Below are 18,593 nucleotides of genomic sequence, written 5' to 3' on the forward strand. Positions count from 1 at the left end.
ACAGTGCTCTCTAATCGAAGAGGGGATGCTCCCTTACGCCTCCGCATGCAGAACACGGCCACGCGTCTCCGGCAGCGCAAAGGCGGCGAGGAAGAATACACCATACGCCGCAACGGCGAAGATCGCGATGGCATTTCCCAGCGATGTCGAGTTCGATAGCGCGCCGACCAGGAACGGAAACAGTGCGCCGATCCCCCGGCCGAAATTGTAGCAGAAGCCCTGTCCCGATCCTCGCAATCGGGTCGGATAGAGTTCGGTGAGAAACGCGCCGACGCCGGAAAAATAGCCCGATGCAAAGAAGCCGAGCGGGAAGCCAAGCAGCCACAACACTTCGTTGGTCAGCGGCAATTGCGTGTAAAGCAGGGTGATGGCGATCGCCCCGAGCGAGAAGGTCAGGAACAAATTGCGCCGGCCGATGCGGTCCGCCAGCCACGCGCCGACCAGGTAGCCGACAAACGAGCCGATAATCAGCGCGGAAAGGTAACCGGTCGAACTGACGATCGAGAGCTTGCGTTCGGTGGTGAGAAAACGCGGCACCCAGAAGGTGATAGCGTAATAGCCACCCTGGCATCCCGTCGCCATCAGCGATGCCAGGATCGTCGTCTTGAGAACGGGCGCGCCGAAAATCTCCCACAGCGCCGGCCGCTCGCCCGACGCGATCTGTTTGGCGCGCGCGGCGGCGGCGATCTCCGGCTCCTTAACATGGCGGCGCAGGAAAAATACCAATAGCGCCGGCAGCGCGCCGATGGCGAACATCCAGCGCCAGGCAATCTCCGGCGCCAGCCAGTAGAACAGGATGGCCTGCGACAGCACCGCAAGTCCCCAGCCGACCGCCCAGCCCGACTGTACCGAGCCCACGGCGCGCCCGCGGTATTGCGGGCGGATCGCCTCGCCCATCAGCACCGCGCCGGCCGCCCATTCGCCACCGAAGCCGAGACCCAGAACCGCACGGGCGATCAGCAGCTGATCGAAATTCTGCACAAAGGCGCAAACCAGCGAGAAGAACGAGAACCACAGGATCGTCAGTTGCAACGTCCTCACGCGTCCGATCCGGTCGGCGAGGTATCCGCCGAGCCAGCCCCCGATCGCCGAGGACAGCAATGTAACGGTTCCGGCGAGCCCCGCCGTGCCGGGGTCGACTTTCCAAAGCGCGATAATGGTGCCGATCACGAGCGGATAGATCATGAAGTCCATGCCGTCGAGCGCCCAGCCGGCCGCGCAGGCCCAGAACGTCCGCCGCTCCGGCAGGGTCATGTCGCGATAGAAGGCGAGAAGGCTGGTATCCTCGATGGCAGCGGTTTCAATGGCGATGGACGGTTCGACTTTGCTCACGATGGACGTTTCCTGAAAAATGATCGGACCAGCTTTTTTGCCGGTTCGCGATCGGCTCACCTGTGCCGCCAATCTAGGCGGTCCGCTGATGTTGTCATCAGCCGAATCCGCACATGTCCCGGTTCGCAGATGATTACTGTCCCGCGGCTTCCGCGCCACGGGTACGCGGATCGGGAGCGCCGAGCAATCCGTTTGGCGTCACCGCGATCGAGTTGGCCGAGGTCTGTCCCATCGGCTCGATCAGTTGATGGCCCATGGCCTTCAGGCCGGCCAGCGTGTCCTCGGAGAAACCGCGCTCGATCCGCACCTCGTCCGGCAGCCATTGGTGGTGCAACCGTGGCGCCGCCACGGCGGCGGCAACGTCCATGTGATAATCGAGCACATTGACGATCACCTGCAGCACCGTGGAGATGATCCGGCTACCGCCGGGCGATCCCGTCACCAGCACCGGCTTGCCATCCTTCAGCACGATGGTCGGCGACATCGAGGACAGCGGCCGTTTTCCCGGTCCGGGCAGATTGGCCTCGAATCCGACCAGGCCGAACGCATTGGATGCGCCGGGTGCCGCGGTGAAATCGTCGAGTTCGTTGTTGAGCAGCACGCCGGTGCCTTCGGCAACCAGGCCGACGCCGTAGGGAAAGTTGAGCGTATAGGTGTTGCTGACCGCGTTGCCGAGGCTGTCGACCACCGAGAAATGCGTGGTGTTGCTGCCCTCGCGCGGCGGCACCGCCGATAGCGCATCGGTCCACGGCGTCGCGCGGTCGAGATCGATCGAGGCGCGCTGCTTCGCAGCATAATCCTTCGAGGTCAGCGCCACGACCGGCGCATTGACAAAGGCGGGATCGCCGAGATAGCGCGCGCGATCGGCATAGGCGCGCTTCATCGCCTCGATCAGGACATGCAGCTCCGGCGCGGAGCCCTGCTTCATGTCGGCCAGCGGAAAGCCTTCGAGGATATTGAGCATCTCCACCAGCACGACGCCGCCGGAGGAGGGCAGCGGCATCGAGAGGATGTCGTAGCCGCGATAGTTGCCGCGCACCGGGGCGCGGATCACGGCGGAATAGGATTTGAGATCGTCCGGCGTCATGATGCCGCCGGCGTCGCGCACCGCTTTTGCGAGTTTTTCGGCGATCGGCCCTTCGTAAAACCCGCGCGAGCCCTGTTCGGCAATCGCGCCAAGCGTCGCCGCCAGATCCTTCTGAACCAGGGCATCGCCCTCGCGCAACGGGCTGCCGTCGGCGCGCGAAAAAATCCTGGCGGTCGCCGGCCAGTGCGCCAGCCGCGGATAGATCGCGGGGAGCGTGTCGGCCATGTCGTCGGCCAGCGCGAGGCCATTGCGCGCCAGCTCGATCGCCGGCTGCAGCAATTCGCCCAGCGTGAATTTGCCCGAACCGTATTTCTCCAGCGCCAATGTCAGCCCGGCGACGGTACCGGGAACGCCGACGCCGAGCGCGGAATCTCGCGATTTGGCGATATCCGGTTTGCCGTCGGCCCCGAGGAAAATGTCAGGCTTGGTCGCGGCCGGTGCGGTTTCGCGATAATCGATCGCGACATCTTCATGCTTATCAGCGGAGTGGATCACCATGAAGCCACCGCCGCCGATATTTCCCGCGCGCGGATAGGTCACGGCCATTGCGAAACCGGTGGCCACCGCCGCATCGACCGCGTTGCCGCCACGCCGCAGCACGTCCGCGCCGATGCCTGCGGCGATCCTTTCCTGCGTCACCACCATGCCGTGTTCGGCGACGACGGCGTGAATGGCGTCCGCCGGCGGTGGCGTGTAGGTGCCGCGACGTTCCTGCGCGGCTGCAGGCAGGCAAAACGCGACAATCAGCAGGATCGCCGCAGCGATCGAACGCCGTTCAGCTCTCAATAGCATCATCAAACTTCCGCCGCGGGTTGAGGCCAATCTGGCGCCGGCAAATTCGCAAATTTGTCATGTCAACCGATGCTATATGGTTTCCGATGCAGGAGGCAAAACGCCTCCTCGTGATGATCAGGGATATTTTCGCGCATGGCGGTGATCGCTTCCGACGCACGCATTGCTGATATGCAACGAGATTATCCGCCGCGATCGGCCGTCATTAGCTGGATTTTCTTCGACTGGGCGGCGCAGCCTTATTTCACACTGATCACCACCTTCGTGTTCGCGCCCTATTTCGCCACCCATGTCGCCTCCGACCCCGCGAGCGGACAATCGCTGTGGGGCTTTGCCACCGCTGCGGCCGGACTGCTGATCGCGCTGCTGTCGCCGGTTCTGGGCGCCATCGCCGATGCCAGTGGCCGGCGCAAGCCGTGGATCGCGGCGTTCGGCGCGCTGCTCGTGATCGGCTCGTGCCTGATGTGGTTTGGCAAGCCCGGCGATCCCGGCGTGATTCCGCCACTGCTGTTCGCCTATGGCCTTGCGACCATCGGCGCTGAATTCGCCACCGTCTTCAACAATGCAATGATGCCGACGCTGGTGCCGCCTGACCAGATCGGGCGATTGTCCGGCACCGGCTGGGCCACCGGCTATGTCGGCGGCATCCTCAGCCTGATCCTGGTGCTCGGCTTTCTCGCCGCCAGCCCCGAAACCGGACGCACGCTGTTTGGATTCACGCCGCTGTTCGGTCTCGACCCCGTCACCCATCAGGGCGACCGCATCTCGGGCCCCCTGACGGGGATCTGGTTCATCGTCTTCGTGCTGCCGATGTTTCTGCTGACGCCGGATTATCCCGCCAAGCGGCGAATCGGCGACGCGCTGCGCGAGGGCCTGACCGAACTGAAACAGACGCTCGCCGAATTGCCGCAACGGAAATCGCTGGCCGCGTTTCTGCTCGCCAACATGATCTATACCGACGGGCTGGTGTCATTGTTCGCTTTCGGCGGCATCTACGCGGCCGGCACGTTCGGCTGGAACACCATTCAGATCGGCAGCTTCGGTATTATACTGGCCATCGCCGGCACCTTCGGCGCGTGGCTTGGCGGCAAGCTCGACGACAAGCTTGGACCGAAACGCGTCATCGCTGGCAGCATGCTGCTGCTGCTGTTTGCGATTGTCGCGATCCTGTTCGTGGACAAGGACCGGATCCTGTTCATCGAGGTCGCACCTCCCGTCCCCGGTGGCGGGCTGTTCGCAGCCAGCGCCGAACGCGCCTACCTGCTGCTGGGCTGCCTGATCGGAGCCGCCGGCGGTCCGCTGCAGGCGGCGTCGCGGACGCTGCTGATTCGTTTGGCGCCTCAAGACCGCATCGCGCAGTATTTCGGGCTTTTTGCGCTGACGGGAAAGGTCACTTCCTTCGTCGGGCCGCTCTTGATCGGCGCGATTACCGCTGTGACTGCGAGCCAGAAAGCCGGCATGGCGGTCTTGGTGCTGTTCTTCGTCGCGGGGCTGGCGTTGCTGGCGCGGGTGAAGGACTAAGTGCTTGAAGTCGCGTCGGCTCGAAAACGCCTTAACCGCCGTCGCCTTGATAGAGCGTATTCACGGTAATCGCGCCGACAGCACGCGAGACACAGGGACAGATCTTGCTGCCCTCGCCTTTCTGGTGATCGCTGAAGAATACGTCGCGATGATCGATCTTGCCGTCCACCGCAACGACATCGATTGCGCAGACGCCGCATTCGCCGCGCTGGCAGTCCGAGATCACTTCAAAGCCGGCCTCGTTGAGCGCATCCAGTAGCGATTTGTTTTCCGGAACCACGATCTCCCGGCCCGACCGATCGATCCGGACACGAAACGACTCCGTCGGCAATAGTCCACTCGAGCCAAACGTTTCGTATCGCAAATCGTCCGGCGCACGTCCGGCCGACGTCCAACTGCGTCGCGCCGCCTCGAGCAACCGCAGCGGACCGCACAGGATCGCGGAGGAGTCCGGCGGCAGGCGGCGAAAAGTGTCATCGAGCTCAATCCGGTTGGCCTCGTCGCTCGCATGAACGATCAGGCGATCTGCGAGCATGCCGGACAACTCATCGAGAAACGCGGCATCGCGCCGCGACGTGACGGCGTAATGCAGCTCCATCGCGGCATTACGGCGATTCAGCATGCCGGCGATGCCGAGGATCGGCGTAATGCCGATTCCGCCCGCGATCAGGCAATAGGATCTTCGTGTCCAGTCGATCTCGAACAGCGAGGTTGGGGTAGATATTTCGACGCGCGCGCCCGGCTGCAGCGACCACATATAGAGCGAACCGCCGCGACTGTCGGCCGCGCGACGAACGGCGATCCGGTAGCCGTCAGGGCCGAAATCTCCCACCAGCGAATAACAGCGTGTTTGCGGCCGTCCATCGATGAACACGCCGACATTGATGTGGCTGCCAGGGGCGTAGTTTTCGACGCTCGGTCCCGCTGGCCGCAGCACGAATTCGCGAATCGCGGGCGCAACGTCGCGAATCGCCTTAACGGTGCAGCTGATCCACCTCTCTGCAAATCGCATGGCTCGCCTATTCGGTGACGGGAGAGCGGATCAGCGCCAGTGCCGGCAGCAGATCCAGATGGGTTCGATTGCGCAGCGCCAGCCGCAGGTTCCGAGCGGCCAGCCGCGCATGCTCGCGCATGACGGCTTCCGCCCTTGCCCCTTCCCGGTTCTCGATGGCGTCGACGACAACGCGGTGATGATCCTGTGCGATGACCAGGATCTGATGCGCTTCCGGCAGCACGGATTGCGCCATCACGAAGGCGCTGGGAGATGCGAATGGCAGCGCGGAGGCGCGGTCGATCTGCCGGATCAGCGGTGCACTGTGGGACAATTCGGTGAGCAGCGCGTGAAACCGCGCATTCAGCGTGACATAGGACGAGAACGCATCCACCGAGACCGGGTCGCGTGCGACCAGTTGGTCCAGCTCGGCGAGGCTCTCCTTGAGCGGTTCTAGATCGCGCGCGGATACCCCGCGCTCGGCGGCGAACCTGGCGGCGAGCCCCTCAAGTACGCCGCGCAATTCGATGGAGTCGAGGATGTCACGCTCGCTGAATGCCTTCACCATGAAGCCGCCGGACGGAATGGCTTCGAGCAGGCCTTCTTCCTCGAGCCGGACCAGCGCCATGCGTACCGGCGTGCGCGAGACGCCGGTGGTCTCGACCGCCTGCAGTTCCGAGATCCGCTCGCCAGGCCGCAGCCGGCCCGAAAGGATCAGGTCGCGCAGCGCCAGTTGGGCGCGCACCGTCTGGGACACGGCGCGATCGGGGTCGCGTTCGCTCATCGGCTCACTCCGCCGCCTGCAGCGTGGCGGACGAATCCTCGCGCGCGACCATGCGATCGATCATGCGCCGCGCCCACATCGCGCCGGCGTCGATGTTGAGATTGTAGAACACGCGATCGGGATTCTCGTCGATGGCCCGCTGCTGGGCTTCGAGAATGATTTCATCTTCGCGGAAAATGCCCGCGACGCCTTCGCGGATTTCCGTGGTCAGCCGCTGTTCGCTTAAGCGATAATTGCGCGCGAAGGCCCAGAAATAGTGGCACGTTGTTTCGGTTTCCGGCGTCATGGTATTGAGCACGTAGCCGTTGACGCCCTGCGAGCGATCGCCTTCCGGCGCGCCGCTCCCGGCCGGCGCCACCCCGACGTCGATGGTGACGGTGCCGGGCGCCTCGAAGCGAATGATCTGCCAGCGGTCGACCAGTCCCGGCCTTTGCAGTTGCGCGGCCCAGAACGGCGGCGGTTCGATGCCCCGCATCCAGCGGGTCACGGTGACAGTCCTGTCGCCATGGGTCACATCGAATGGTGCTTCCGCGACGGCCTCGTCGCCGATACTGCCGCCATGGACAAAGGTTTCGTGGGTCAGGTCCATCAAATTATCGACCACCAGCCGGTAGTCGCATTTGACGTGAATCGTTTTGCCGTCTCCGGCCCAGGCCGGATCGTTGTTCCAGTGCATGTCCGGAACCAGCGCAGGGTCGGCCAGCGCCGGATCGCCCAGCCACAGCCAGACGAAGCGGTGGCGTTCGACGACAGGATAAGCCCGGACGCAGGCCGACGGATTGATGGTTTCCTGCGACGGCATGAAGGTGCAGCGGCCGGAGGAATTGTATTTCAGGCCGTGATAGCCGCAAACCACGCTGTCGCCTTCGAGACGGCCCTTCGACAGCGGCACCAGACGATGCCAGCAGGCGTCTTCCAGCGCTGTGACGTGCCCATTAGCCTGCCGGTACATCACGATATGCTTGCCGCAGATCGTCCGCGGAAACAGCGCGTGCTTGATATCGGCATCCCAGGCGGCGGCGTACCAGGCGTTCATGGGAAAGGATCGGGCCATGCGAAAATCCCTTTGCTCGGGCCTTATGCATTCCACATGTATACAATTTTGATCGGAAAAGCAATATTTTTGGCAGAAATGGGTCGGATATGGCTATTTCGGTATACAGAACAGAATAAGGCTCGAAGCCTGAGGAGCTTAGCTTGCGAACCCGGACGGCACGCACCGGGCGGTAGGGCCGTTGGCGCTGTAATAGCTCGGCTCGTCGTTCCAGCGTTTGCCGGAACGACGAGAGAAGCTCGGATAGACCGTCTAGACTAGTGGCGGAAGTGGCGCACGCCGGTGAACACCATGGCGATGCCGGCATCGTCGGCGGCCTTTATCACTTCATCGTCGCGGATCGAGCCGCCGGGTTGGATCACCGCGGTAGCGCCGGCCTCGATCGCGACCAGCAGGCCGTCCGCGAACGGAAAGAACGCATCCGACGCCACCACTGAACCCACCGTCATCGGCTGCGCGAGTTTTGCCTCGGCCGCCGCATCCTGCGCCTTGCGCGCGGCGATGCGCGAGGAATCCACTCGGCTCATCTGGCCGGCGCCGATGCCGACGGTGGCGAGGTCCTTGGCATAGACGATGGTGTTGGACTTGACGTGCTTGGCGACGCGGAACGCGAATTTGAGGTCGCGCAATTCGGCATCGGTGGGCGCCCGCCTGGTTACGGTCTTCAGCGCGATGTCGTCGACCACGGCGTTGTCGCGGCTCTGCACCAGCAAACCGCCGGCGACGGTCTTGGCCGTCAGGCCCGACGCGCGCGGATCGGGCAGGCTGCCCGCGAGCAGAAGCCGTAAGTTGCGCCGCTTGGCGATGATCGCGATGGCCTCCTCGGTCGCATCTGGCGCGATGATGACTTCGGTCAGGATTTCCGTGATGACGCGGGCGGTGTCGGCATCGAGCGTCCGGTTGACGGCGATGATGCCGCCATAGGGCGATTGGGTGTCGCAGGCGAAGGCCTTGCGATAGGCAGTGCCTAGATCGGCTCCCTCGGCGACGCCGCACGGGTTGGCGTGCTTGACGATGACGCAGGCTGCGGTTCGCGCGGGATCGAACTCGGCGATGCACTCATAGGCCGCGTCGGTGTCGTTGATGTTGTTGTAGGACAATTCCTTGCCCTGCAATTGCCGCGCGGTGGCGACGCCCGGGCGCTTGTCGGGCGTTCGATAGAACGCGGCGGTCTGGTGCGGGTTCTCGCCATAGCGCAGCGCCTGGATCAAACGGCCGCCGAAGGCGCGGTAATCCGGCGCGTCGGTCTTGAGCTGAAGCGCAAACCAGTTCGAGATCGCGGCATCATAGGCGGCGGTGCGGGCATAGGCCTTGGCGGCCAGGCGCCGCCGCAGCGACAGCGTGGTCGAACCCGCATTGGCGGCGAGCTCGTCGAGCACGGCCTGGTAATCCTGCGCTTCGACCACGACGGCGACGTCGTCATGGTTCTTCGCCGCGGCGCGGATCATCGCCGGCCCGCCGATGTCGATATTCTCGATACATTCCTCGTAAGCCGCGCCCTTATCGACAGTGGCCTCGAACGGATAGAGATTGACGACGAGCAGGTCGATCGGCGCGATGCCATGCGCCTTCATCGCCTGTGCATGTTCGGTATTGTCGCGGATCGCAAGCAGCCCGCCATGCACCTTGGGATGCAGGGTCTTGACCCGGCCGTCCATCATTTCCGGAAAACCGGTCAGCTCCGAAACATCCCTGACCTTCAGCCCCGCCGCGGCGATCGCTTTCGCCGTGCCGCCGGTCGAGACCAGCTCGACACCGTGGCCGACCAGCGCGCGGGCGAACTCGATCAGGCCGGTCTTGTCGGAAACGGACAACAGGGCGCGGGTTACGCGGCGCGGGTGGTCGGTCATGGGCGTGGTTCCTGCGGGATGAGGCCGCCGGTTAGCACGGTTTTGGCAGCGATGAAACCGTGCCCGGCTCCGGTGCCCGGAAAATCCCACGGGATATTGGCGGGGCAGATTCCGGAAGTTTAATTCAGGCGGCCTTGGCCATGGTCACTCCTTTAGCGGCGATGATCTTACCAGAGTTGGATCGTTTTTTCGTCATTGCGAGGCGCGCAGCGACGAAGCAACCCAGCTTCGCCTTATCGAGCGACAAAAGATGGGTTGCTTCGCTTCGCTCGCAATGACGGCCGTATTTCTACAGCGGCAATTCCGGCTCGCGGCGGGCGTTGCGTCTTCCCGAATTCGCTGAGGCCGACGTCGTCGAGCGCACGAAGCTCCAGCGGACCGAGGGGGCGTGCCGGGAATCCTGCCGGATCACGATCTGGGCGGTGCGGCGGGGGCCGTCGTTTCCGGCCAGGAACACGCTGTCTTCGAGTTCAACCTTGTCGTCGAGCGCCTCGAAGGTCCAGACGTCGCGGTTCGGCAGCACCAGCATGACGCCGCGGGCATCGCTCAAGCGGCTCGCCTTCACCGAGGGATGCAGATGAAACCGCACCGCGTAATCGGTCTCGTTGCCCTTGATGCGGGCCCCCGGCGCCGGCGCCACGGTATCCTCGCCGTCGAGCCGCGTGCCGTCATGCGCGACCATCAGCACCCGGCGATGCATGACGCCGAACCGCGGCATATAGCCGTCATGCGATGTCGTCAGCAGCACGCCGTTGGCGACCACCTCGCGGTAGCTCTCCACGTTCGACGGGCCGCTGACAACCGGCGCGCCCTGCAGGAACCGTTTCATCGCCGACAGCTCGACGAACTGGCAGGAGGAGGTCTCGTGATAGGTCAGCGTCGAGTGCGCGGCCGTCGAGCGCGCAAAGGCGCGCCAATTGTCGCGGCTGGTCGAGGGCATGCCGCAATTGACGACGATCCGGCTCGGCCCCGCCGACAATTCGAAGGAAAGACAGCCGGCATGGGCGTCCTGGCTGACGCTCGGCGGCGGCGGCGGGCCGGTGTCCATGATCACCGTCATCGCGCCGGCATCGAGGCGCTGATAGCCGGTATGCGGCATGTTCGCCATCGGCGCGCCGTGGGTGTCGTCATAGGCGAGCAGCGTCGCCAGAATATCGGATGGCGCGCTGCTCATGCCGTTGAACAGCGCGAACGCTCCGTCGCCGTGGCGGAAGAAGCGCAGCATCGGCATCATGCGGTCGATTGCGTTCAACAGCGCCGGCGGGGGCGCGATGTTGCGGGCGGCGAAGGTCTGCCGCAGCGGCAACAGGTCGATCAGGAGTTCGATCAGCGCGCCGGGGTTGCGCGAGAAGTGGCCGCCGTCGGGCAGTATCTGCCGCTGCAGCTCGTCGGAGAGTTTTCGCGTGGCGGCGCGGATGTGCCGGCCCTGGTTGGCGAGGCAGAGCGCGGCATAGCACAGCGCGATCAAGACCTGCAGCCGCGGCACGCCGTCGGTATCCAGCATCGTGTAGCGCAAATAGCGGATCTCGCGCGCCAGGCCCCGCAGATAGCGCCGGTAGAATTTACCGTCGGTATCGCCGAGCACCAGGGGCGCCTGCGACAACAGCGAGATGACGCGGCGCGACAGCACGTCGGCGCGGCGGCCGACGGGACGCTTGCGCGACGGGTTGGAAATCCAGTCGTCGACCAGCGAGCGGGCATTGGCGCGGGTCAGCGCGGTATCGGCGGCGCGCAGATGCCGCAGCCAGCCGAAGCCGAGCAGCGCCACCTCCCAGTCTTCCGACGGCGGCTCGAGATCGAAGATCGAACGGCCGTGACAGGTGACGATCTTGCCGGCGAACACGAAGCGGCCGGCATAGATTTCAGCCGCGCGGGTGGCGTCGGCGGTACGCAAATCGTGCGGGGCGATAATCAGCCGATCGGTGCGGCCGGGCCACAGCCGCGACAGTGCGACCGAGCCGCCACTTGCGCGCGCCATCAGGTTCCGCGCGAAGCGGCCCATGATCAGCGTCGAGATGCGTCTGCGTTGAGCGACCGACACTTCTGCCCTTGATTGGAGGATTCCGTTTGCGAATCCTTTTAATCCGGAAACGCGGCCAAGACACCATCTTGAAAGCGCGCGAATCAGCGAGGGCGGCGGAAAAGCGGTGCAGAATCAGGATTTAACCAGCCGCGCGGCGTAAAAACCGTCAAGCCCGGCCAGCCGGGGGTCGGGGTGCGGCAGGTGGCAGGGCAGCGTCCTCAGGTCGCCTTCGGCGGTCACTATTTCCTGCAGGCCCGCAACCTCGCCGGCCTCGATCGGCGCACGGCGCATGCCGGATTCCGAGGCGAGCAGGGCGGCGATCGCCTGCTCACCCTCTTCGGGTTCCAGCGAGCAGGTACAATAGACCAGGGTCCCGCCGGGACGCAGCAGCGTGACCGCCTTTTGCAGCAGGCGCTTCTGCAACGCCGCCAGCGCGGCGATATCGACTTCCTGCCGCAGCCAGGCGACATCGGGGTGGCGGCGGATGGTGCCGGTCGAGGTGCAGGGCGCGTCGATCAGGATACCGTCAAAACCTTCGCCGCTTTTTGTCCCCGGCCATTCGGCGGCATCGGCGACCACGGTCTCGGCTTCGAGCGAAAGACGCGTGAGATTGTCGCGCAGCCGCGCCATGCGGGCCGGCGAACGGTCGACCGCGGTAACGCGCGCGCCGGCATGGACGAGTTGCGCGGTCTTGCCGCCGGGCGCGGCGCAGAAGTCGGCGATGGATTTGCCGGCGATTTCGCCGAACAAGCGCCCCGGCAGCGCGGCGGCGGCGTCCTGCACCCACCAATGGCCCTCGATGAAACCCGGCAGCATCTTCACCGAGCCTTGCAGCAGCGTGCGCACGGTTGCCGTCGGCAATATTTCGCCGTGCAGGCGGCTCGCCCACTGCTCCGGATCGGATTTCACGGTGATATCGAGCGACGGCTCGTAGCTGATCGCAAGCGCGATGTCGCGCGCGACGCTCTCGCCATAATGAGCGGTCCAGCGCGCGAGCAGCCACGGCGGAATATCGAGCGTCTGCGACTTGACCTCGTCGATCAGCGGTTGTCCCTCGCGCGCGCAACGGCGCAGCACCGCGTTGACGAGGCCGGCATATTTGGCGGCGCGCCGGTCCGACTGCACCAGCCGCACCGACAGATCGACCGCGGCATGATCGGGCACATCCATCCAGAGAATCTGCGCGGCGCCGATCAGCAATGCGCTTTGCGCGCGCGGCGCGTCGGTCGGAATGCCGCGATCGAGCAGTCGCGACAACAAATGGCCCAGCGTGCCGAGCCGACGCAGGATCGTCGCCACCAGGCGCCGCATCAGGGCACGGTCGCGATCGGAGAGCGTCTTCAGTCCGGGATGAGCGGCGGCGCCGTCGAGTTGTTCGTCGAGCGTGCGCTGCTTATGCAGCACGCCGTCGAGTATATCTGCCGCGATCCGCCGCGCCGCAAGACCGGGCACCTCGGATGGTAGTGCGAATCGTTGAGAAGGCATGGAGCGCGGACATCTTGGAGAATCGGATAGCGTTCAGCGTTTCAGCTTATGCGGCGGGAAGGAAATCACTTTTGCCACTGGAATATGCCAAATATAAGAATCGCCTGCCGTTGGCACCGTAGCACATCGTCTTTATATCGGGCGCGTTGAATTGAATGAGCCGCTCCTGCGGCGGGACATCGAGATGACCGACGATCCTTCTTTGCCACAAGCCGCAGCGCCTGTCGCGGCACGCAAGCCGCTGACGCCGGCGGCACAGCGCGCGCTCGCCGAAGCCGAAGCGCGCCGCAAGCAAGCCGAGGCGAATGCAAAGCCGGTGCCGAAGGAGTTCCAGGGTCCCAAGGGTCCGGAACCAACCCGCTATGGCGATTGGGAGACCAAGGGCATCGCCTCGGATTTTTGAGCGCCGGCGAGCCGATTGCCGCTGACGTCGGCGTCGGGCGCAAGCGGATGATCCTGCAAACAAAAAAACCGCGCGGTCGCGCGGTTTTTGCGACGCCGTCATTCCGGGGCGCGAGTGAAGCGAGCGAACCTCAACGCGCAATTGCGCATTTGAGGTCTGGTGCTTCGGACTATCGCGGAATGATGCGACGAGATCTCAGCGTGTCACCACCACGGTCGTGCCGACCGAGACGCGCTGGTAGAGATCGGTGATGTCGGGATTCAGCATGCGGATGCAGCCGTAGGAGACAAAACCGCCGACCGATCCCGGCACGTTGGTGCCGTGGATGGCGTATTCGCCGCCGGCCAGCGTCATCGCGGCGACGCCCATCGGATTGTGCGGCGAGCCGCCGGGAATCAGGTTTGGGATCGTCGGCTTGTCGCGCTTCACTTCGGCGGGCGGTGCCCAGGCCGGGTTTTGATACTTGCCCTCGATCCGGGTCACGCCGGCCCATTGCTTGCCGGCCTTGCCGACGCCGACGGGATAGCGCACGGCGTGGTCCTGATCGACCACCAGATAGAGTCGGCGTTCATTGGTCTTCACCACGATCGTGCCCGGCGAATAGTCGCCCCTGAAACCGACCACATCCGGCCGCGCCTGCGCCGCCGTCGACATCAGCATCCCCGCCCCGATGGTGGCCGCCAGCGCCACCGCAATCCTCAACGACATCAATCTCTCCGCTTCTTTCTCGCATCACCCCGCCGGGGCGTGAAATTCGATGCAAATCCCGCAAAAACACGGAGGTTTACCGCCGGTTTGCCCACGCATTCTTAACCGCGCACGTTAACCAGGCGGTTTCCGCGAGGGCCCTGGCGGGGTCCAGCCGTCCACAAAAAGGAAAATGTTGGAAACAAAGTAAATGCCCGGAAAACAACACCCGCCCGAAAACGGTCGCGCCGTGCCGCTTGCTCCTGACGATCGCGTGAGGGGGCAAAGGACAGAGCGGGTTTTTGTACCGAACATTGCCACGGGGACGGTGCGCTCCCTCGCCCCGCTCTTGCGGGGCTGAGACGAGCGTAGCTCGCTCTGAGAGGGTTGGGGTGAGGGGCTGCCGCAGCAAATTCTGAAGCTGCGGATTGCGCGGAGAGTCCCTCTCACCCGGCGCTAACGCGATAGCCGAGGCTTGGCCTCGGCGTTCTTTTCCAAGAACGGCCGCCGAAGGCGGCCTATGCTCTCCCCGCAAGCGGGGCGAGGTGCAAGTTGCGACCGCAGCTTACGCCGAGGCGTCCTTCTTGTTCTGGCGGTGCTCGACGAGATCGTCGACCACGGCGGGATCCGCCAGCGTCGAGGTATCCCCTAAGCTGCCCGGCTCGTCCTCGGCGATCTTGCGCAAGATGCGGCGCATGATCTTGCCGGAGCGGGTTTTGGGCAGGCCGGGGGCGAACTGGATCTGGTCGGGGGAAGCGATCGGGCCGATGTCCTTGCGCACCCAGGCCACCAGCTCCTTGCGCAGTTCCTCGCTCGGCTCCTCGCCAGCCATCAACGTCACATAGGCGTAGATGCCCTGGCCCTTGATGTCGTGGGGATAGCCGACCACGGCGGCTTCCGACACCTTGGCATGCGCGACCAGCGAACTTTCGACTTCGGCGGTGCCCATCCGGTGGCCGGAGACGTTGATGACGTCATCGACGCGGCCGGTGATCCAGTAATAGCCGTCGGCATCGCGGCGGCAGCCATCGCCGGTAAAATATTTGCCCTTGTAGGTCGAGAAATAGGTCTGTTCGAAGCGGGCGTGGTCGCCATACACGGTGCGCATCATGCCCGGCCAGGATTTCGCGATACACAGATTGCCCTGGCATTCGCCCTCCAGCACCTTGCCGTCGGCGTCGACGATCTCGGGGACCACGCCGAAGAACGGATTGGTCGCCGAACCCGGCTTCAGTTTGGTGGCGCCGGGCAGCGGGGTGATCAGGATGCCGCCGGTCTCGGTCTGCCACCAGGTATCCACGATCGGGCAGCGCTCCTCGCCGACCACGCGGTGATACCATTCCCAGGCTTCCGGATTGATCGGCTCGCCGACGCTGCCGAGCAATCGAAGCGACTTGCGCGAGGTCTTCTTCACCGGCTCGTCGCCTGACTGCATCAGCGCGCGGATCGCGGTCGGCGCGGTGTAGAAAATGTTGACCTTGTGCTTGTCGATGACGTTCCAGAACCGCGAATTATCGGGGTAATTCGGCACGCCCTCGAACATCAGCGTGGTCGCGCCGTTGGCGAGCGGCCCATAGAGGATGTAGCTGTGACCGGTCACCCAGCCGACGTCGGCGGTGCACCAGTAGACGTCGCCGTCGTGATAGTCGAACACGTATTGATGCGTCATCGCCGCGAACACCAGATAGCCGCCGGAGGTGTGCAGCACGCCCTTGGGCTGGCCGGTCGAGCCCGAGGTGTAGAGGATGAACAGCGGATCCTCGGCGTGCATGTGTTCGACCGGGCATTCCGTGGTCACCATTTTTGCAGCATCGTGGTACCAGAGGTCGCGCGAGGGTTTCATGTCGACCTTCGCGCCGGTGCGCTTGACCACGACCACCCAATCCACGCCACCGGTCTTGGCGATCGCGGCATCGACATTGGCCTTCAGCGGCACCTTCTTGCCGCCGCGCAGGCCTTCGTCGGCTGTGATGACCACCTTGGACTGGCAGTCGGTGATGCGCTGGGCGAGACTGTCGGGCGAGAAGCCGGCGAACACCACCGAATGGATCGCGCCGATCCGCGCGCAGGCCAGCATCGCGTAGGCGGCTTCCGGGATCATCGGCAGATAGATGGTGACGCGGTCGCCCTTCTTGACGTTGCGGGTGCGCAGGATGTTGGCCATCTTGCAGACTTCGTCGTGCAGCTGGCGATAGGTGATGTGCCTGGACTCGGAAGGATTGTCGCCCTCCCAGATGATCGCGGTCTGGTCACCGCGGGTGTGCAGATGGCGGTCGATGCAGTTCCAGGCCACGTTGAGGACGCCGTCCTCGAACCATTTGATCGAGATCTTGCCGGGCTCGAAGGAGGCGTTCTCGACCTTGGTGAACGGCTTCATCCAGCCGATGCGCTTGGCCTGTTCGCTCCAGAAGCCGTTGGGGTCGCTGACCGAGCGCGCGTACATCTGCTTGTACTTGGCCTCGTCGACCCAGGCGCGCTTCGACCACTCCGCCGGTACATCGTAAATCTTGTCGGACATTTCACACCCTCCACCCTTCTCCACCCTTGCGGCCAGTGAACCCTGACACTGCAAGCCGTCTTCATTCTTATAACGATTATGCGTCGGCGCCGTTGGCGCCGACAAGCGGAACAAATACGACCTTTGGCGGCCTCCTCGCTTGCGCCCGATCAAATTACGGGGCGTGGCGGGACGCCGCATTCCCCATGGTGCGGCCATCACGATCGCGTTTTCGGGGCGGTCAAAAGGCCGCAGAGCAGGTCTGCGCGTTCCCTAGCGGTAACCAGCAACCGCAGTTTCTGCTGGATGGGCTGGCGCTCCCGGCGATTACCCCCTAAATGGCCTCCCCGGGGCGAAAGCCACCTGCCGGAACCAGAGATCAACAAACGGCATTAGCAGGGTGTAGTTGGAACGAGGCGTCTAAGGTCATGATGGATCAACAGAATTTGGAGGCTGCGCGGCCCGCTTCCGCCGATCCGTCCGTTGCCCTGGCCGAAGCCTTGGGGCAATTGCCCAAGGAATTACCCAAGGCAGCGCCGGCAAAACCGGCCTTGGCCGCCTCCGTGGAGACGCTGGCCCGCGAGATGGGCCTGAAGCTCGGCGACCAGAACCAGCTCACCATCCGCCGCATCAAGCGGGGAAAAAGCTACTCCTTCGTGCGCGCCAACGGCACGCCGATCCGTCACGCCGGCACCATTCGCCGCCTGCACTCGATGGCGGTGCCCCCGGCCTATGCCGAGGTCCGCTACTCGCCCGATCCGAGCTCGCATCTGCAGGCGGTCGGCCGCGACGCCGCGGGCCGGCTGCAATACCGCTACCATTCCGACTGGGAGAAGGTCCGCGAACACCGCAAGGCGCACCGGCTGGCGAAGCTCGTGGCGGCGCTGCCCAAGATCCGCCGCAACGTCTCCATGCACCTGTCGGGCGACACGCCGACCCGTGAATTCGCGCTGTCGGCGGTGATCGAACTGATCGCGCGCACCGCGATCCGTCCCGGCAATGAATCCTACGCCCGCCTCAACGGTACCCGCGGCGCGACCACGATGCTGAAGTCCAACGTGACGCTGGAAGACGACAGCGTCGTGCTGTCCTTCAAGGCCAAGGGCGGCAAGGCCGTGCGCAAGGAATGCGATGCCGCCAAACTCGTGCGCGCCATCGGCATCCTGCGCGGCGTGCCGGGCAAGCGCATGTTCCAGTACCGCGACAATTCCGGCAATGTCCGCGCGGTCTCCACCACCCAGGTCAACGCCTTCCTGCGCGAGATCGCCGGCATCAAGATTTCGCTGAAGGATTTCCGCACCCTGATGGCATCCGCGGTGGTGCTGGAATCGCTGTCGCGGATTTCACCGGCGGCCAGCGCCCGCGGCCGCAAGAAGCAGGTGCTGGCTGCCGTCCGCGCCGCGGCGGACGAACTTTCCAACACGCCGGCGATCTGCCGCAAGAGCTATGTGCACGACACCATCGTCACCGCCTTCGAGGACGGTATCCTCGAGCGTTTCGCGGCGACCATGAAGGGCTATCGCTCGCAGTCCAAGCGCGAGGCGCTGCTGGCGCAGGTGGTGGCGGCCGTCGCGGCGTAGCCCCTCAATCGTCATTGCGAGGAGCGCAGGCGACGAAGCAATCCAGTTTGCTGCTTGATGGATTGCTTCGCTTCGCTCGCAATGACGGGCTTCACAATCCGCCCATCTTGCAGACCATCTTCCATTCCTCCGCCGTCACTGGCTGCACCGACAGCCGCGAATATTTCACCAGCGCCATCTCGGCGAGCCGCTTGTCGGCCTTGATCGCCGCCATCGTGACCGGAATCTTCAGCGGCTCGTCCGCCTTGATGTCGACGCAGACGAATTTTCCGGTTTTGTCGGTCGGATCCGGATAGGCTTCCTTGATCACTTCGGCGATGCCGACAATCTCCTTGCCCTCGTTGGAGTGATAGAAGAAGGCGCGGTCGCCCATCTTCATCTTCACGAGGTTTTGGCGCGCGGTGAAATTGCGCACGCCAGTCCAGGCCTCGCCCTTGGCGCCCTTTGCCACCTGCTGGTCCCACGACCAGGCCGAAGGTTCGGATTTCACCAGCCAGTACGCCATTT

14 protein-coding genes are annotated in these 18,593 nt (G+C 64.3%); 3 read left to right on the forward strand and 11 right to left on the reverse strand.

Going from position 1 to position 18,593, the window contains the following annotated elements; all coding sequences use genetic code 11:
- Positions 1–33: 33 nt before the first annotated feature.
- Positions 34–1,254, reverse strand: coding sequence for an MFS transporter (locus B5525_RS10140; RefSeq protein WP_425305297.1), 1,221 nt, complete (start codon positions 1,252–1,254; stop codon positions 34–36).
- Between the two features lie 211 nt (positions 1,255–1,465).
- Positions 1,466–3,211 carry a gamma-glutamyltransferase gene (gene ggt / locus B5525_RS10145; protein ID WP_425305298.1) on the reverse strand — a complete coding sequence of 582 codons (1,746 nt, stop codon included), beginning with the start codon at positions 3,209–3,211 and terminating at the stop codon, positions 1,466–1,468.
- Positions 3,212–3,346: 135 nt separating this feature from the next.
- On the opposite strand from ggt, the gene B5525_RS10150 reads away from it, so the two are divergent.
- Entirely contained in the window at positions 3,347–4,732 is a 1,386-nt protein-coding gene (locus B5525_RS10150; protein WP_079565886.1) for an MFS transporter, read from the forward strand.
- Between the two features lie 31 nt (positions 4,733–4,763).
- Here B5525_RS10150 and B5525_RS10155 read toward each other — a convergent pair whose 3' ends face one another.
- From B5525_RS10155 to B5525_RS10180, 6 genes are all read right to left on the reverse strand, one after another.
- Entirely contained in the window at positions 4,764–5,744 is a 981-nt protein-coding gene (locus B5525_RS10155) for a PDR/VanB family oxidoreductase (RefSeq protein ID WP_079565887.1), read from the reverse strand.
- A gap of 7 nt (positions 5,745–5,751) precedes the next feature.
- Positions 5,752–6,507, reverse strand: coding sequence for a GntR family transcriptional regulator (locus B5525_RS10160; RefSeq protein WP_079565888.1), 756 nt, complete (start codon positions 6,505–6,507; stop codon positions 5,752–5,754).
- Positions 6,508–6,511: 4 nt separating this feature from the next.
- Positions 6,512–7,561 carry an aromatic ring-hydroxylating dioxygenase subunit alpha gene (locus tag B5525_RS10165; protein WP_079565889.1) on the reverse strand — a complete coding sequence of 350 codons (1,050 nt, stop codon included), beginning with the start codon at positions 7,559–7,561 and terminating at the stop codon, positions 6,512–6,514.
- Between the two features lie 257 nt (positions 7,562–7,818).
- Positions 7,819–9,411 carry a bifunctional phosphoribosylaminoimidazolecarboxamide formyltransferase/IMP cyclohydrolase gene (purH, locus tag B5525_RS10170; protein WP_079565890.1) on the reverse strand — a complete coding sequence of 531 codons (1,593 nt, stop codon included), beginning with the start codon at positions 9,409–9,411 and terminating at the stop codon, positions 7,819–7,821.
- A 289-nt stretch (positions 9,412–9,700) separates the two neighbouring features.
- A complete protein-coding gene (locus B5525_RS10175) occupies positions 9,701–11,413 on the reverse strand; it encodes a heparinase II/III family protein (RefSeq protein WP_079573164.1) in 1,713 nt (570 codons plus the stop codon).
- Between the two features lie 153 nt (positions 11,414–11,566).
- Complete coding sequence (locus B5525_RS10180; protein ID WP_079565891.1) at positions 11,567–12,919, reverse strand: RsmB/NOP family class I SAM-dependent RNA methyltransferase; 1,353 nt, start codon at positions 12,917–12,919, stop codon at positions 11,567–11,569.
- A gap of 184 nt (positions 12,920–13,103) precedes the next feature.
- On the opposite strand from B5525_RS10180, the gene B5525_RS10185 reads away from it, so the two are divergent.
- The gene (locus B5525_RS10185; RefSeq protein ID WP_079573166.1) at positions 13,104–13,322 is read left to right on the forward strand and encodes a DUF1674 domain-containing protein; all 219 of its coding nucleotides are present in this window, start codon (positions 13,104–13,106) and stop codon (positions 13,320–13,322) included.
- 195 nt (positions 13,323–13,517) lie between these two features.
- Here B5525_RS10185 and B5525_RS10190 read toward each other — a convergent pair whose 3' ends face one another.
- On the reverse strand, positions 13,518–14,030 hold the full coding sequence (locus tag B5525_RS10190) for a L,D-transpeptidase (protein ID WP_079565892.1): 513 nt from the start codon (positions 14,028–14,030) through the stop codon (positions 13,518–13,520).
- 544 nt (positions 14,031–14,574) lie between these two features.
- Positions 14,575–16,527, reverse strand: a complete 1,953-nt coding sequence (gene acs, locus B5525_RS10195) for an acetate--CoA ligase (RefSeq protein WP_079565893.1) — start codon at positions 16,525–16,527, stop codon at positions 14,575–14,577.
- A 407-nt stretch (positions 16,528–16,934) separates the two neighbouring features.
- Between acs and B5525_RS10200 the strand changes: the two genes are divergently transcribed.
- Positions 16,935–18,086 carry a DNA topoisomerase IB gene (locus B5525_RS10200; RefSeq protein ID WP_079565894.1) on the forward strand — a complete coding sequence of 384 codons (1,152 nt, stop codon included), beginning with the start codon at positions 16,935–16,937 and terminating at the stop codon, positions 18,084–18,086.
- Between the two features lie 91 nt (positions 18,087–18,177).
- On the opposite strand, the gene B5525_RS10205 is transcribed toward B5525_RS10200, so the two are convergent.
- Positions 18,178–18,591, reverse strand: coding sequence for an EVE domain-containing protein (locus tag B5525_RS10205; RefSeq protein ID WP_079565895.1), 414 nt, complete (start codon positions 18,589–18,591; stop codon positions 18,178–18,180).
- Between the last annotated feature and the right edge of the window lie 2 nt (positions 18,592–18,593).

The sequence above is a fragment of the Bradyrhizobium erythrophlei genome (genome assembly GCF_900129505.1).
GTDB lineage: Bacteria > Pseudomonadota > Alphaproteobacteria > Rhizobiales > Xanthobacteraceae > Bradyrhizobium > Bradyrhizobium erythrophlei_D.

What these genes read in the sequence shown, in the direction of transcription:
- B5525_RS10140 (WP_425305297.1), bottom strand. Translation starts at nt 1,254, where the DNA reads ATGACCCTGCCGGAGCGGCGGACGTTCTGGGCCTGCGCGGCCGGCTGG.
- ggt (WP_425305298.1), bottom strand. Translation starts at nt 3,211, where the DNA reads ATGCTATTGAGAGCTGAACGGCGTTCGATCGCTGCGGCGATCCTGCTG.
- B5525_RS10150 (WP_079565886.1), top strand. Translation starts at nt 3,347, where the DNA reads ATGGCGGTGATCGCTTCCGACGCACGCATTGCTGATATGCAACGAGAT.
- B5525_RS10155 (WP_079565887.1), bottom strand. Translation starts at nt 5,744, where the DNA reads ATGCGATTTGCAGAGAGGTGGATCAGCTGCACCGTTAAGGCGATTCGC.
- B5525_RS10160 (WP_079565888.1), bottom strand. Translation starts at nt 6,507, where the DNA reads ATGAGCGAACGCGACCCCGATCGCGCCGTGTCCCAGACGGTGCGCGCC.
- B5525_RS10165 (WP_079565889.1), bottom strand. Translation starts at nt 7,561, where the DNA reads ATGGCCCGATCCTTTCCCATGAACGCCTGGTACGCCGCCGCCTGGGAT.
- purH (WP_079565890.1), bottom strand. Translation starts at nt 9,411, where the DNA reads ATGACCGACCACCCGCGCCGCGTAACCCGCGCCCTGTTGTCCGTTTCC.
- B5525_RS10175 (WP_079573164.1), bottom strand. Translation starts at nt 11,413, where the DNA reads ATGGGCCGCTTCGCGCGGAACCTGATGGCGCGCGCAAGTGGCGGCTCG.
- B5525_RS10180 (WP_079565891.1), bottom strand. Translation starts at nt 12,919, where the DNA reads ATGCCTTCTCAACGATTCGCACTACCATCCGAGGTGCCCGGTCTTGCG.
- B5525_RS10185 (WP_079573166.1), top strand. Translation starts at nt 13,104, where the DNA reads ATGACCGACGATCCTTCTTTGCCACAAGCCGCAGCGCCTGTCGCGGCA.
- B5525_RS10190 (WP_079565892.1), bottom strand. Translation starts at nt 14,030, where the DNA reads ATGTCGTTGAGGATTGCGGTGGCGCTGGCGGCCACCATCGGGGCGGGG.
- acs (WP_079565893.1), bottom strand. Translation starts at nt 16,527, where the DNA reads ATGTCCGACAAGATTTACGATGTACCGGCGGAGTGGTCGAAGCGCGCC.
- B5525_RS10200 (WP_079565894.1), top strand. Translation starts at nt 16,935, where the DNA reads ATGATGGATCAACAGAATTTGGAGGCTGCGCGGCCCGCTTCCGCCGAT.
- B5525_RS10205 (WP_079565895.1), bottom strand. Translation starts at nt 18,591, where the DNA reads ATGGCGTACTGGCTGGTGAAATCCGAACCTTCGGCCTGGTCGTGGGAC.